Source organism: Dehalococcoidia bacterium (assembly GCA_035574915.1).
GTDB lineage: Bacteria > Chloroflexota > Dehalococcoidia > DSTF01 > WHTK01 > DATLYJ01.
In genome coordinates, this window is sequence record DATLYJ010000063.1 from 1 (window position 1) to 15,356 (window position 15,356).

Below are 15,356 nucleotides of genomic sequence, written 5' to 3' on the forward strand. Positions count from 1 at the left end.
CATCGTCACCTTCGTCGACGTTTCAGGCTACCTGCCCGGCACCGCCCAGGAGTACGCCGGCATCATCAACCACGGCGCCAAGCTGGTGTTCGCCTACGCCGAGGCCACCGTGCCGAAGATCACCTGCATCCTGCGCAAGGCTTACGGCGGCGCCTACGTCGCCATGGGGTCGAAGCACCTCGGCGGCGACCTGAACCTGAGCTGGCCCACGGGCGCTATCGCCGTCACGGGCCCCGATGCCGCTGCGCCCATCATCTTCCGCAGCCAGATCGAGCGCGCCGCCGACCCCGTAGCCGAACGCGCAAAGCTGGTCCAGGAGTACGAGGCGCGTTTCGCCAACCCCTACATCTCCGCCTCCCGCGGTTTCATAGACGACGTGATCGACCCCCGCGACACGCGCCCCAAGATCATCCGGGGCCTCGACATGCTCCAGAACAAGGTCGAACGCAACCCCGCGAAGAAGCACGGCAACATCCCTCTCTGAGAGCGGCCATCTATCCGCTCCGCACTCCGCACCCCTGGCGCGGACGCCAAACGGCACGGACGCGGCGCTTTGCGTCCGCAATTGACATATCAGATCCGCATACCGAGTTAACCGCTTCACTCACTCCAGCGTTTTATCTAAGACGGACCACGGTATAATCCGGTGGCCTGTTGAGCCTCGATTTTGTAAGGTCGAGGAACGACTCAGTAGCCGAGTCCGGTCTCGACGCCGGGAGCAGCAAGGAAGCCAACCTCGAAGGGAGTCGAGTCTTGCCTCAAAGCAAAAATCCCCGCCCGCCTGCCGACGCGTCACTTTCGGAGTCCGGCCGAGCCGGCTTGAGCCTCGGCCTTTTTCTCGCCCTCGCTGGCGCCGTCGTTGTAGTGGCGGCCATGGCCGGCACCTCCCCGCTAGCGTCTGGCGCCGACAACGCCTCCGTTCCGGTTTTCGAGCAATGCGCCAACGGGCAATCCCCCAGCATCGCTCTGGACTGCCCGGACGGCTGGATAAACGGCATCCTCAACCAGAACAACTCACATTACGGCGAAGATGAGTCCGTACCTCAGCACGCCCTGCTGGAGTTGGACAGCGGCACTTCCACCGGGCGCTCCTTCGAGATCACCTACCAGACCCTCAAGGGCGGCATTCACGCATACGACTCGCTTGCGCGCTGGGATTACTCCCAGACTGGCCTGACCGCGAAGCCCTGCGACGGCATTAACCCATCCGTCTTCACGTGCTCGTCCTTCGTCGACGCACCGATCCCTCCGGGCAACGGCGGTTCGCACGAGCTCCCGGCAGGGGACCGGACGATCCGCTGCTACGGCTGCAGCAGCGTGAGCGTTTCGTTCGTTGGTCCCACCACCCTCGCCACCTCGGGCGACGAGCACGCGACGATGTTGGTCACGTACAGCGTTAGCCAGACGCCGACCAAGCAGAATCCCGTGCGCGTACTCTTCCTCTGGGGAGGCCACACGGCCGCCAGCGCCGGACCGCGCGGCTGGGGCGCAGGCCTGGGTTCTTCCTTCATCAGCGGCGGCCCTTACCACATGCGCATAACAGCAACCGATGGAGTCGCGGTCGGCAACCGCGACAACCAGATACAGGGCGCCGCCATCAGCACACCCACGCTTACGCCAACCAACACGAACACGGCCACGCCGACCAGAACCCCGACGAACACTCCCACCAACACCCCGACGAACACGCCTACCAACACCGCGACGGCTACCCCTACGGACACGCCCACCAACACACCCACCAACACGCCGACGAACACTCCGACGAACACCCCGACGAACACTCCCACCAACACCCCGACGAACACGCCTACCAACACCGCGACGGCTACCCCTACGGACACGCCCACGAACACGCCGACCCCGACAGCCACTAACACTCCCACCATCACGCCGACTGGCACCCCGCGGCCGACCGACACTCCGACCCCGACTGACACGCCCACCAACACGCCCACGAGCAGCCCCACTAACACGCCCACCAACACGGCGACCCCGACGCGGACGAACACGCCCGTCAACACCAACACGCCCGCACCCAGCGAGACGCCAGTCATCGTGATCACGCCGACGAACACGCCGCCACCTACGAACACGCCAGCCCCGACCTTCACGGCCCAGGTGCTGGCGGTCCAGGCCACCCCGACGCCCGTCTCGCAGGTCGCCGGAGTGAGCGAACTGCCTCGCACCGGCGCGCCCGCTTCCAGTGGCGCGGGCGACGCGCTCCTGGCCCTCGGAGTGCTGATGCTCTTCGGTGGCGGCGCGCTCCTCGCCACAGCCCGGCGCCGCACCTAGCCGCCGGTCACGCCCGACCCTGGAGCCCCTGGCCTCGCGCCGGGGGCTCCAGTCTTTCTGCGACGGAGCGCCGTCACGCCGACGGCCCGGCGCCTTGATCCGAGTACTGGTGACCCCGACGCGCGTCCCGGAGATCGCTGGCGTCGCCGCACTGTCGCGCACCGGTCCGGCCGCGCCGCGACCGCGGCCCGGCGGCCTCGGGCGTCACTCCGAAAGCCGCCCCATGAGCAAGTTCTGTGAAGTTATTCGCACTTGAAATGTCTTTCGGTTGCGCACGAAGCCCAGCGATCGTGTATACATAAAGGGCCCGTGACAGCCGCTACGGCTGCTCGCGCACCGGCCGGATTCCGGACCCGGCCGGACGGCAACGACCCTTCTCCCGCCCCGGCGCGTCCCGCAGCGCCTTGAAAGAAGGCAGCCCCGCAGCAACCTGCGCGTAACGCAGGCTGTCTCAGGGCGTTAGTGATAGGTGAGACGCTGACCTAAACCGGCAGGGATCGCACTACCCAGGACGAAGGGATTCGGCCATGTCATCTACCCGTTCCGAACGAACACCATCACCGCGAGAGCCGCGGCGCTACATCTACCGCCCCCGCTTCTGGTCCGAGTCCGGCCGCGTCCCGACCGGCCTGGGCATCCTCCTCTCCGCCCTCGGTGCCGTCCTGGTCGCCGTCTCCATGAGCGCCGCCGATGGTCCAATCGGCGATGTGCCGGTCGTCTCTGCCGTGGAAGGTACGCCTGTACCGACTGGCCAGACGGACATCGAAGGCCTGCTCTTCGGCGCAGACCCCTCTCAGTCCACCAGCTGGACTGACGGCAACGTCTGCGCCGGCAACCGCCCGGCGCCCGGCTGCTACTCCGACAACGAGAATGTCCCCCACAGGTTCCTCCTGGGCGGCCTCACGAGCGGCGTCAACTACTCGGTCGCGATCGAGCACGACTTTCAGGACGCGAACGGCGTGGCCGGCTACGTGAACTTCAACAGCTGCGCCGCGGCCAACGGGGCTTCCGGCGTCACGCTCGTCTTCCTTAGCCTGGACCCCATAAGCGGCCAGCCGAACGACAAGCTTTGGAGGCTTGACTTCACGGCCGCTGCCGCCAGCGCCGAGATCCGATGCAACGCACTCCTCGGCCCGCAGGCGCACCTATGGAACGGAGCCCAACTCCACGTGCGGTTGACCAACGGCGCCGAGTCCGTGCCGCTGCCCGTGAATCAGATCCCAGCGTCCACGCCCACCCCCACGGCGACGGCTACCAATACGCCCACCAACACGCCCACCAACACTCCTACGAACACCCCCACCAACACGCCCACGAACACGCCAACGAACACTCCGACGAACACGCCCACGGCGACTAACACCGCGACCGCAACGAACACGCCTACGAATACGCCCACCAACACACCCACGAACACCCCGACCACCACGCCCACCAACACACCCACGAACACCCCGACCAACACGCCCACCAACACGCCAACGAACACGCCGACCAATACGCCCACCAACACGCCCACCAACACACCGACGCCGGTCCAGGGCGGCATCACCATCCGCAAGGAGACCATCCCGAACGGCAGCGCGACGGCCTTCACCTTTACCTGCAGCAGCAGCGCCGACTGTGGTGACCTCGCCAGCTTTACGCTCGCCGACGGCCAGAGCGAGTCCGAGACAGGACTCGCCGCCGGAAACGTGAACTACACCATCACCGAGACTGTGCCGGCCGGCTGGAAGGTGTCCAACATCACCTGCACCGGCGACAGCGGAGTCCTGATCGGCGCCGACAGCGACTTCGACGAAGGCGATAACTACGTCGTCATCAACCTCGATGGCAGCGAGAACGTCGACTGCACCTTCGAGAACACCCAGCTCTTCGCCAACCCCAGGGTCGAGAAGTCGACCGAGGCCGTGGCCGTCTCCATCGGTGATGAATTCGACTACACCATCGTCGTTTCCAACACTGGTGACACGGACGCCCTTGGCGTCAGCCTCACGGACGACCTCGACGGGGCGACCCTGGTCAGCATTTCCAGCCCGGACGGCGTATTCGCCTGTGAAGGCACGCCCGGCTCCTTCCCCTGCGACATCGGCACGCTCGCGCCCGGTGCCTCGGTAACGTTCACCGTCCGCGTGAAGGCGAACAACAGCTGCGTCCCGGTCGACAATGACGCCGCTGTGTCCAGTACGGGTGGCGGGAACTCCGACATCACGGACGACCAGGATGACGCGCCGCGCGTTACCGTTGGCGGCTGCACCTTCGACATCTCGGGCGAGAAGGCGCAGAGGGCCGGCGAGAGCGGCGCCTTCACGGTGCTCGACATCACGGTCACCCCTGGCGGCACCATCCAGTACCGCGTCACCGTCCGCAACCTGGGCAATCAGCCGCTGACGAACGTCACGATCAACGACAGCGCTCCGCCGGGGACCAGCAACCTCGCCGAGGTGAGCGATCCGGACAACAAGTGCACCGTCGCCGCCAACGCAATCAGCTGCTCGGGCATCAGCCTCGACCCCAACGACGCCTCTGAGGGCGGCTCGGACGAGTACGTGATCGTCTTCTCCGTCACGGTGAACGCCACCCCCGCCTGCGGGTTCACCATCAACAACACGGCGACCGTCGACAGCCAGGAGACGGACTCCGAGGTTACCAACCAGGTCACGGCCAACGGCCCGGCCTGCGGCTCCATCACCATCGTCAAGGACTCGAACCCGAACAGCGCCCAGGACTTCTCGTTCTCCGGCACCCTCGGGAACTTCAGCCTCGATGACGACGTCAACCCGGCGCTGCCGAACGGCCAGACCTTCAGCGGCCTCGCCGCCGGTTCCTACAGTGTCACCGAGGCCGCCGTCTCCGGGTGGACGCTGGCTGCCATCAACTGCACCGGCACCGCTTCGGGCAACATCAACGTCAACCTCGGCTCCAGGACGGTCACCATCAACCTCCAGGCTGGCGAGAACGTCACCTGCACCTTCGTGAACAACGAGGTGCCGCCGACGGCCACTCCGACGCCGACCCTGACTCCGACGGCGACCTCCACGCCGATCACGATCATCATCCTCACGCCCACCAACACGCCGGTCGCCACCGTTGCCGCGGTCGTCGCGACGCCCACCGCGACGCGCGTCGCTGAGGTCGCCGGCACGCAGCTGCCGCGCGCCGGCCAGGGCGGCGGCCCGGCCTCGAACAGCGAGCTTCTCTTCGCCGGCATGGTCCTGCTCCTCACCGGCGGGATGCTCATGCTCATCGGCCGCCGCGCCGCCTCGGCCTAGCTGGACAGGCCGACATCAATCAGGGAGGCGGGCCTCAGGGCCCGCCTCCTTTTGCATTCGCCGCGCGCGCCGGCGGCCGGGATCGCGACGCTGCCGCTGGGCGTATAATCAGGGTGCCGGTCCTCGAAGGCCTCAGCCCGGGCCCAACGGGTCGCCGCTGGCGACAGTCGCGGGCGAGGGGGACGGTCCGCCGCCGCGGGGTTTGATACCTAGTAAAGGGCCCTAGTCCTGCCGGACCGGGCCCTCCTGTTTTCTCTGGGCGCCGGGACCGACGGGGCAGGCAAGCCCGCGCAAGCGGGCCTGGAAGGGGGTCCATCATGTCTCCGGCACTCGATTCGTTCCGCGCCCGCGCTGAGCTCCGCGTAGGCGGCAAAACCTACGACATCTTCCGCCTCGACGCCCTCGAGCGCGCCGGCTTCGCCAACATCAGACGCCTCCCGTACTCCATCCGCATCCTCCTCGAGAACCTCCTCCGGAACGAAGACGGCTTCTCGGTCACCCGGGACGACGTCGCCGCGCTCGCCTCCTGGGACGCCTCCAAGACGCCTGAGAGAGAGATCCCCTTCCGGCCTGCCCGCGTCCTCATGCAGGACTTCACCGGCGTCCCCTGCATTGTCGACCTCGCCGCTATGCGCGACGCCATCATCGACCTTGGCGGCAAGCCGAAGCAGATTAACCCCCTGCAGCCCGCCGAGTTGGTCATAGACCACTCGGTGCAAGTGGACCAGTATGGCCACTCGCTCGCCTTCCTTTACAACGCCCGTATGGAGCTTGCCCGTAACATCGAGCGCTATCAGCTCCTGCGCTGGGGTCAGCAAGCCCTCGACAACTTCAAGGTCGTGCCGCCGGAGACCGGCATCGTCCACCAGGTCAACCTCGAATACCTGGCGCGCGTGGTCATGGCGTCGAAGGAGGACGGCCGCGCGCTCGCCTATCCCGACACCGTCATCGGCACCGACTCCCACACGACCATGATCAACGGCCTCGGCGTCCTCGGCTGGGGCGTCGGCGGCATCGAGGCGGAAGCCGGCATGCTCGGCCAGCCGAGCTCCATGCTCATCCCGGAGGTCATCGGTTTCCGGCTCACCGGCCAGCTGCGAGAAGGCGCCACCGCCACGGACCTCGTGCTTACCGTGACCGAGATGCTGCGCAAGAAGGGCGTCGTCGGCAAGTTCGTGGAGTTCTTCGGCGCCGGCCTCTCCAACCTGCCCCTGCCCGACCGCGCCACCATCGCCAACATGGCGCCCGAGTACGGGGCCACCGTTGGTTACTTCCCCATCGACGCCGAGACCCTCGCCTACATGCGCTTCACCGGGCGCCCCGAAGAGATGGTCGCGCTCACCGAGGCCTACGCCCGGGAGCAGGGCCTCTTCCGCACGGACGACTCCCCCGACCCGATGTTCACCGACGTCCTCGAGCTCGACCTTGGCGACGTCGTGCCCAGCATCGCCGGGCCGAAGCGGCCCCAGGACCGCGTGCCCCTGACCCGCGCGAAGCCGGAGTGGCGGAAAGCTCTGGTCTCGATGTTGCCCGGCACGAAGGCCGACCCGACGAGGGTCGAGCGCTGGCTCAACGAGGGCGACAGCCCCCACCCGGTCGAGCCCTACCCCTTCGAGTCCGTCAAGGTGGTCGACCGCGGGAAGGAGTTCGAGCTCCAGCACGGCTCCGTGGTCATCGCCGCTATCACCAGCTGCACCAACACCTCGAACCCGCAGGTGATGCTCGCCGCGGGCCTTCTCGCGCGCAACGCGGTGCAGAAGGGACTCAGCGTGAAACCCTGGGTGAAGACCAGCCTTGCCCCTGGCTCGAAGGTAGTGACGGACTACCTCGACCAGGCAGGTCTCACGGAGTATCTGGAGCAGCTCGGCTTCTACCTCGTCGGCTATGGCTGCACCACTTGCATCGGCAACTCCGGGCCCCTGCCGGACAAGATTTCCGAAGCCATCGAGAAGGCCGACCTCGTCGCCGTGTCCGTCCTGTCCGGCAACCGGAATTTCGAGGGCCGCATAAACTCCGACGTGAGGGCGAACTACCTTGCCTCTCCTCCGCTCGTGGTCGCCTACGCCCTCGTCGGGCACATGGACATCGACTTCGAGCGCGAGCCCATCGGCAAGGGCGCCGATGGCTCCGACGTCTTCCTGCGCGACATCTGGCCGACGCGCCTCGAAATCGAACAGGCCATCCGCACCTCCGTGCAGGCCGAGATGTTCCGGCGCAAGTACGCCGACGTCTTCCTCGGCGACGAGGACTGGCAGGGACTGGACGTCCCGAAGGGCGAGCTCTTCGAGTGGGACCCCGGCTCGACCTACATCCGCAAGCCGCCGTACTTCGATGGCATCACCATGGAGCCCGCCCCCGTCACGGACATCCACAAAGCCCGCGTACTCTGCCTCCTCGGCGACTCCGTCACCACGGACCACATCTCGCCCGCCGGCGAGATCACAGCGGACAGCCCCGCGGGCCAGTACCTCATAGAGCACTCCGAGCACCCCCGGGGCACCCGCAGCCGCGGTCCCGGCGCCGATCTGCCGATCCTCGAGGCGGCCGACATGCCCCGCCGCGAGCCCTTCGACTTCAACTCCTTCGGCGCCCGACGCGGCAACCACGAGGTAATGATGCGGGGCACCTTCGGCAACATCAGGCTGCGTAACCTCATGCTCGAAAACGTCGAGGGCGGCTTCACCCGCCACCTCCCGGACGGCGAGCAGATGAGCATCTTCGACGCCGCCATGAAGTACAAGTCTGAGGGCGTTCCCCTTCTCGTGATCGCCGGCAAGGAGTACGGCACCGGCTCCTCGCGCGACTGGGCGGCGAAGGGGCCAGCGCTCCTCGGTGTCCGGGCCGTCATCGCCGAGAGCTACGAGCGCATCCACCGCTCGAACCTCGTCGGCATGGGCATCCTGCCGTTGCAGTTCCTGCCCGGCGAGTCGGCGAAGAGCCTGGGCCTGGACGGCTACGAAGAATACGAGATCGAGGGCATCGAGGACGGGCTTTACCCCGGCAAGCGCCTGAAGGTCACGGTCAGCGGCCCCGGCAGCATGCGCATGGAATTCGAGACCATCTGCCGGATCGACACGCCCGTCGAGGTCGAGTACTACAAACACGGCGGCATCCTGCCCTACGTCTTGCGCCAGCTGGCGGCGAAGCCGGCAGGCAACTGAGGATATGAGCGCGGAGCGGCCGGAGTACTCGGGCCTGGACCACGTGCAGCTAACCATCCCGCAGGGGTCAGAAAGCGTGGCGCGCCGGTTCTACGTTGGCATCCTTGGCATGGAGGAAATCCCCAAGCCCGAGTCCCTGACGGCCCGGGGAGGCCTATGGCTGCGCATCGGCGCGCACGAGCTGCATCTGGGCGTCGAGGAGCGCCAGCCGGAGTCGCGGAGGCATCCCGGCATCGTCGTCCGCGCCCTCGACCTCTTGCGCTCGCGCCTGAAGGCCGCCGGGATCGACCCGGACGTCGACAGGCCGCCGGAGCGGCCGGGATTCAACCGCATTCACTTTCGCGACCCCTTCGGCAACCGCCTGGAATTCATGGAGCGCGCCCCGGTGATCGAGGCCCGCCCGGCTCCTGCTGGAGGCGAACATGGAGGCTAGCAAACCCCTCGTCGGCGTGATCATGGGCTCGAAGTCGGACTGGGAGACCATGTCCGCCGCCTGCGAGGTGCTCGACGCCCTCGGTGTCCCTTACGAGACGCGCGTCGTCTCCGCCCACCGCACGCCCGACCTCATGTTTGAGTACGCCTCCACCGCTGAGGCCCGCGGTATCGAGGTCATCATCGCCGGCGCGGGCGGCGCCGCGCACCTCCCCGGCATGACGGCCGCCAAGACCCACCTCCCCGTCCTGGGCGTCCCGATCGAATCGAAGGCCCTCAAGGGCCTCGATTCCCTCCTCTCCATCGCCCAGATGCCGGGCGGCGTGCCCGTCGGCACGATGGCCATCGGCCGCGCCGGCGCAACCAACGCCGCGCTCCTCGCCGCTGGCATCCTCTCGCTCAAGCACGAACGGGTCCGAGAAGCCCTCAAGGCCCACCGCGCCCGCCAGACGCAGGCCGTGCTCGAGAATCCTGACCCCAGGTCATGACGCCGCAGGCTCAGCAGCCTCCCGAGACCGGCCCGGGGAGCGGCGCTTGAAGGTCGGCGTCCTCGGCGGCGGCCAGCTCGGGCGAATGCTCGCCCTCGCGGGCTACCCCCTCGGCCTTCAGTTCCGGATCTTCGACCCGGCGCCGGACGCCTGCGCCGGGCAGGTGGTCGCGGACCACGTGGCTGCCGCCTTCGATGACCAGGCGGCCCTCAGGCGCTTCGCCGACGGCCTCGACGTCGTGACGTACGAGTGGGAGAACGTGCCCGTGGCGACGGTGCGCTTCCTGCAGCGCCTCGTCACCGTGTACCCGCCCGTCGAGGCCCTGGAGGTCGCGCAGGACCGCTTTCTCGAGAAGAGCTTGTTCCGCAAGCTCGGCATCGACACCGCGCCCTTCGCCGCCGTGGAGAGCCTCGCTGGCCTGCGCGACGCCGTGCGCGCGGTCGGCCTGCCCGCCGTCCTCAAGACGCGTCGCCTGGGCTACGACGGCAAGGGGCAGTACCGCCTGCAGTCAGAGGGCGACATCGCGGCGGCCTGGGAGGCGGTCGGCGGCGCGCCCTCGATCCTGGAAGGCTTCGTGCCCTTTCGCCGCGAGCTTTCGGTCCTGGCGGTGCGGAGCGCAGCGGTGCCTGCTCCTGACCTCGAGGGGACACGACGCCATGCCGCGGCTTCGCCCGCGGCGCCGGCGGGCGAGTTCGAGTTCTACGCCCTCCCCGAAAACGTGCACCGCGATGGCATCCTGCGCGTCTCTCGCGCGCCTGCGCCGGGCCTGGACCCGGAGATGCAGGCCCGGGCGGAGGACATCGCCGCGCTGGTCATGGAGGCCACCGGGTACATCGGAGTGCTGGCCATCGAACTCTTCGAGCACGCGGGCCGCCTGCTGGCCAACGAGATGGCGCCGCGCGTGCACAACTCCGGCCACTGGACCATTGAGGGCGCCGAGACGAGCCAGTTCGAGAACCACTTGCGCGCCATCTGCGGCCTGCCCCTTGGCCCCGTAGCGGCGAGGGGCCATTCGGCAATGGTGAACCTCATCGGCAGTGTGCCAGACTCGAAAGCGGTGCTTCGCATACCCGGCGCCCATCTGCACCTGTATGGCAAGGAGCCTCGCCCCGGCCGCAAGCTGGGCCACGTTACCCTCCGCGCCGATGACCCTGCATCTATCGAAGAATCCCTCAGTCAGTTGCTTGGACTGATAGAGAGCGTTGGGGGATAGGGTATCATGGTGACAGCACAGACTTTCACGAGGTCTACGGCAATCACGGAAGGCACGACAAGCTTCTATGGTTTTGCTGAGCTCCCGTTCGACTTACCTGAGCAGCTGCATGAGTTAAACCCTTGGTGGGCAGGAAAGCCCGGGAGGGTTCTACCTAGCTACAGGCGTTGGGCGTTCCGTGAGGTAAAGTCGAAACTCCAAGCCGGACTCGCTCCTGCCGTGGTCGTCCGAGGCCCTCGCCAGGTCGGGAAGACGACGCTCCAGGAACAGCTCATCGAGGATCTGCTTGCTGAGGGTGTGCCGCCTACACACCTTTTCCGCGTTCAATTCGATGACATTCCGGCGCTAAGAGCCCTGAAGCAGCCGATTCTGACACTTGCAAGGTGGTATCAACGCTACATTCTCCGCGAAACTTTCAACGAGACAGCGAGACAAGGAAGACCAGCATACATCTTTCTTGATGAAGTTCAAAACCTAAGCGACTGGGCTCCCCAAGTAAAGGCCCTGGTCGATACATGGACGGTGAAGGTCTTAGTGACCGGGAGTTCAGCTCTACGAATAGAGGCTGGGCGAGACAGTCTCGCTGGCCGTATCACGACAGTCGAAATGGGGCCTTTCCTGGTACGTGAAATTGCTGAGTTGAATTTTCAGACTTCTCTCAAGCCTCTTCTGGGATCAAACGGACTAGAAGACCTGAAAGAACCAGATTTTTGGCAGCACGTAGTTCAATTCGGCATTGAAAATCGTGAAGATCGAGATAGGGCTTTTTCCCTCTTTTCGGAGCGCGGGGGCTATCCTGTTGCGTATGTTTCTGGAGCCTCTGTCCCTTGGGCACAGGTAGCGGATCAGCTGAACGAGACGGTTATTCAGCGCGTTATCCAACATGACTTGCGTATGGGAGACAAAGGACGGAAGCGTGATGAACGCCTCCTCGAAGAGGTGTTCAGGCTGGTCTGCCGGTATGCTGGACAGGCTCCGGGGCAGGCCGTGTATGTGCAAGAGCTCCACCGCTCCATGGGCGCAAACATTGGCTGGCAGCGAGTGCTGAGCTATCTCAAATTCCTTGAAGGATCACTTCTCGTCGCCCTGATCGCACCGCTAGAGATACGCCTCAAGAGACGGCGAGGCAACTACAAGCTCTGCCTCAGCGACCACGGGCTACGGGCGAGCTGGCTCCAAGAGATCATTCCGCTCGATCCAGTGCAACTCGAAAAGTCATCGCACCTGACGGATCTGGCAGGCCACCTAGCCGAGAGTGTCGTCGGTTACTTCTTCAACGGCCTTCCTCACCTAGACGTCGCTCACTTCCCGGAAAGGGGGGCTGAGCCAGAGGTTGACTTTGTGCTCACTATTGGGGATCGCCGCATTCCGGTGGAGGTTAAGTACCGGCGCCACATAGACCAGCACCGGGATACGCTCGGACTGCGGTCTTTCGTCGAGAAGGCCGTGAACAATGCACCCTTCGGTGTCCTGGTAACTCAGATGGATGGTCCGCCACTATCGGATCCGAGAATCATTTCGGTTCCGCTTAGCTCACTCCTCTTAATGAGATAAGAACCTGAAGGGGGATCGCCGGTGGTAAGTCAGGACGTCATCGAGCAGGCCAAAGAGCACTTCGGCAGGCTGGTCGAAGAGCAGCTCGCCCGCGTCGAGCGCATGAAGCAGGCCGACGACTGGATTGACTTCGCGAAAGTCAGCCCGATCATCATCGGCGTCTGCGGCGGCGATGGCATCGGCCCTTACATCACCGGCGAAGCCCGGCGCGTCCTCGAGACGATCCTCGAGCCCGAGGTCAAGGCCGGCAAGGTCGAGTTCCGGACCATAGAGGGACTCACGATCGAAAACCGCGCCGCCCAGCTCAAGGCGATTCCCGACGACGTACTCGCCGAGCTCAAGAAATGCCACGTCATCCTCAAGGGCCCCACCACTACACCGCAGCAGGGTGACCCCTGGCCGAACATCGAGAGCGCGAACGTCGCGATGCGGCGCGAACTCGACCTCTTCGCCAACGTCCGCCCTGTGCGCGTCCCCGAGAAGGGCATCGACTGGATATTCTTCCGTGAGAACACCGAGGGCGCCTACATCCTCGGCAGCAAGGGCATCCGCGTCACCCCCGACCTCGGCTTCGACTTCACCGTCGCGACCGCGCAGGGCAGCGACCGCCTCATCCGCCTTGCCTTCGAGCACGCGCGCAAGACCGGCATGAACAAGGTCACCATCGTCACCAAGTCGAACATCATCAAAGTGACCGACGGCATGTTCCTGGAGGTCGCGCGCCAGGTCGCGAAGGACTACCCGGACGTTCAGTGGGACGACTGGATCGTCGACATCACTTCGGCAAAGCTACTCGACCCCAAGCGGCAGACCGAATTCAAGGTGCTCGCGCTCCCCAACCTCTACGGCGACATCCTCACGGACGAGGCCGCCGAGTTGCAGGGCGGCGTCGGCACTGCCGGCAGCGCTAACATCGGGAAGCGCTACGCCATGTTCGAGGCGATCCACGGCAGCGCGCCGCGCATGGTCAAGGAGGGCCGGACCCAGTACGCTGACCCCAGCAGCGTCATACGCTGTGGCGCCATGATGCTGGACCACATCGGCTTCGCCGACCGCGGCCGCAAACTCGCGATGGCGCTGGAAATCTGCGGCCAGTACGAGAAGAAGCTGGTCATGACCGGCCGCGACACCGGCGCAACGGGCACCGAATTCGCCAACTACATCCTCGAGACCATGCAGGACCCGGACCTCGAGTCCCGCTGGCGCAAAGCTGCCGGAGTGGCCGCATGACTCAAGGCGGACGGCAACAGCCCCTGGCCGGATAAGAAGAAGGGCCATGATCAGCGAACAGGAGCTGAGGCGGAAGCTGGACGCGCTCAAGGATGAGCTTGACCGGGCCCGGCAGGCCACGTCCGACATCAAGGTCCGCGAGTCCCTCGGTGCCGCCGAGGCAATCGTCGAAGAACTCCGGTCAAGCGCGGGGTCTAGCGGGAAGAAGCACAACATCATGGAATGGTGGGGTGTTGGGGCCGAATTCTGGCGGAAGATGGATGTAGATGACTATGTCCGAAAGGAGAGAGACTCCTGGCGTTGATTGACGAACTCGCCCAGGTGACGACAGTCGCGCTCGACACTAGCCCCATAATTTACGCCTTTGAAGACCACCCACAGTTTGGTCCTGTTGTTCGACCTGTTTTCGAGGCAATCGGTAGGCAACAACTGCACGCAGTCGCATCGTCAATAACACTCGTGGAGGTTTTGACTGCCCCGCTCAGGGCGGGGAACACGGATCTGAGTTCGATCTACCGCGAGTTTCTGCTGGAAACGGATCGGGTGACTACGATGCCGGTCACGACAGAGATAGCCCAGAGAGCGGCCCAATTGAGAGCGACTTACGGTCTCAGGACGGCCGACGCGATTGTTGCGGCCACGGCGATGGTTGCCGGCTGTGACGCAGTCCTGACCAACGACGAAGATCTCAAGGCCCTGGAGTCCATCAAGGTAATCTACGTGAACGATTTCTCCTGAAAGGAGACCCGAGTTGAGCGCGCGCAAGAAAGTAACCATCGTCGGCGGCGGCCAGACCGGAGGCATGATGGCCTATCGCCTCGCAGAGAAAAACATCTGCGACATCGTCATTAAGGACGTACCAGAGTTCGCCCAGCACCACGGCAAGGCGCTCGACATCCTCCAGGGCGCCTCCGTCGCCGGCTTCGAGACCTCGCTCATCGCCACGGACGACTGGGAACCCACCGCCGGCTCCGACGTCGTCGTGATCACGTCCGGGGCGCCGCGAAAGCCCGGCATGAGCCGCGAAGACCTCCTGCGCGGCAATGCCGAAGTAGTCGGCGAATACGCCGCCAGGAACGCCGCCAGGCTCAGCCCCAACGCCGTCCTCATCGTCTTCGCCAACCCCATGGACGTCATGTGCCACGTCGCCATGAACGCCTCCGGCTTCCCGAGAGAGCGCGTCATCGGCCAGGGCGGCATGCTGGACAGCGAGCGCTTCCGCACCTTCCTCGCCATGGAGCTCGGCGTCTCCCAGCGCGATATCCATGCCTACGTCCTGGGCGGCCACACCGACACGACGATGGTGCCCATCGTCAGCCAGGCCCGCGCAGGCGGCATACCAGTCGAGTCCCTGATCCCGCCGGACCGGCTCCAGGAGATCGTGAAGCGCACGATGAACGGCGGCGCCGAGCTCGTGGCCCTCTACAAGACCGGCTCCGCCTTCTTCGCGCCCGCGGTCGCCACCATCGCGATGGTCGAGGCCATCCTCCTGGACGAGAAGCGGCTCATGCCCTGCGCCGTGCAGCTCAAGGGCGAATACGGCGTCAACGGCACCTTCTGCGGCACCATAGTGAAGCTCGGCGCCGGCGGCGCGGAACAGGTCTACGAGGTGCCCGTCTCGCCCGACGAGAAAGAAAGGATCGTTGCGGCTGCCAACGCGACCGCGGAGCTTGTTAAGGTGGTTTCCTAGGCCAACGTCCCCACCATCACT

The 15,356-nt window shown here is 65.5% G+C and carries 12 protein-coding genes; all 12 read left to right on the top strand.

Going from position 1 to position 15,356, the window contains the following annotated elements:
- The coding region (locus tag VNN10_05880) for a carboxyl transferase domain-containing protein (protein HXH21538.1) at window positions 1-484 on the top strand (484 nt) is incomplete at its 5' end.
- A gap of 335 nt (window positions 485-819) precedes the next feature.
- Window positions 820-2,295, top strand: coding sequence for a hypothetical protein (locus tag VNN10_05885; protein ID HXH21539.1), 1,476 nt, complete (start codon window positions 820-822; stop codon window positions 2,293-2,295).
- A gap of 527 nt (window positions 2,296-2,822) precedes the next feature.
- Window positions 2,823-5,567, top strand: coding sequence for a hypothetical protein (locus tag VNN10_05890; protein HXH21540.1), 2,745 nt, complete (start codon window positions 2,823-2,825; stop codon window positions 5,565-5,567).
- A gap of 317 nt (window positions 5,568-5,884) precedes the next feature.
- Entirely contained in the window at window positions 5,885-8,728 is a 2,844-nt protein-coding gene (acnA, locus tag VNN10_05895; GenBank protein ID HXH21541.1) for an aconitate hydratase AcnA, read from the top strand.
- 4 nt (window positions 8,729-8,732) lie between these two features.
- Entirely contained in the window at window positions 8,733-9,161 is a 429-nt protein-coding gene (locus VNN10_05900) for a VOC family protein (GenBank protein HXH21542.1), read from the top strand.
- Window positions 9,151-9,648, top strand: a complete 498-nt coding sequence (purE, locus tag VNN10_05905) for a 5-(carboxyamino)imidazole ribonucleotide mutase (GenBank protein ID HXH21543.1) — start codon at window positions 9,151-9,153, stop codon at window positions 9,646-9,648. Before VNN10_05900 ends, purE begins: the two co-directional genes overlap by 11 nt.
- Window positions 9,649-9,694: 46 nt before the next feature.
- Window positions 9,695-10,861, top strand: coding sequence for a 5-(carboxyamino)imidazole ribonucleotide synthase (locus VNN10_05910; protein HXH21544.1), 1,167 nt, complete (start codon window positions 9,695-9,697; stop codon window positions 10,859-10,861).
- A 6-nt stretch (window positions 10,862-10,867) separates the two neighbouring features.
- Window positions 10,868-12,415, top strand: a complete 1,548-nt coding sequence (locus VNN10_05915) for an ATP-binding protein (protein ID HXH21545.1) — start codon at window positions 10,868-10,870, stop codon at window positions 12,413-12,415.
- Between the two features lie 21 nt (window positions 12,416-12,436).
- Window positions 12,437-13,645, top strand: coding sequence for an isocitrate/isopropylmalate family dehydrogenase (locus tag VNN10_05920; GenBank protein HXH21546.1), 1,209 nt, complete (start codon window positions 12,437-12,439; stop codon window positions 13,643-13,645).
- Between the two features lie 46 nt (window positions 13,646-13,691).
- On the top strand, window positions 13,692-13,949 hold the full coding sequence (locus tag VNN10_05925) for a hypothetical protein (GenBank protein ID HXH21547.1): 258 nt from the start codon (window positions 13,692-13,694) through the stop codon (window positions 13,947-13,949).
- Window positions 13,946-14,383, top strand: a complete 438-nt coding sequence (locus tag VNN10_05930) for a PIN domain-containing protein (GenBank protein HXH21548.1) — start codon at window positions 13,946-13,948, stop codon at window positions 14,381-14,383. The genes VNN10_05925 and VNN10_05930 overlap by 4 nt, the downstream gene beginning before the upstream one ends.
- 13 nt (window positions 14,384-14,396) lie before the next feature.
- Window positions 14,397-15,335: a malate dehydrogenase gene (gene mdh / locus VNN10_05935; protein ID HXH21549.1), complete on the top strand. Its 939-nt coding sequence runs from the start codon at window positions 14,397-14,399 to the stop codon at window positions 15,333-15,335.
- Window positions 15,336-15,356 lie beyond the last annotated feature (21 nt).

Coding starts and splice junctions, on each gene's coding strand:
- purE (HXH21543.1), top strand. CDS start 9,151: ATGGAGGCTAGCAAACCCCTCGTCGGCGTGATCATGGGCTCGAAGTCG.
- VNN10_05925 (HXH21547.1), top strand. CDS start 13,692: ATGATCAGCGAACAGGAGCTGAGGCGGAAGCTGGACGCGCTCAAGGAT.
- VNN10_05915 (HXH21545.1), top strand. CDS start 10,868: ATGGTGACAGCACAGACTTTCACGAGGTCTACGGCAATCACGGAAGGC.
- VNN10_05890 (HXH21540.1), top strand. CDS start 2,823: ATGTCATCTACCCGTTCCGAACGAACACCATCACCGCGAGAGCCGCGG.
- VNN10_05900 (HXH21542.1), top strand. CDS start 8,733: ATGAGCGCGGAGCGGCCGGAGTACTCGGGCCTGGACCACGTGCAGCTA.
- acnA (HXH21541.1), top strand. CDS start 5,885: ATGTCTCCGGCACTCGATTCGTTCCGCGCCCGCGCTGAGCTCCGCGTA.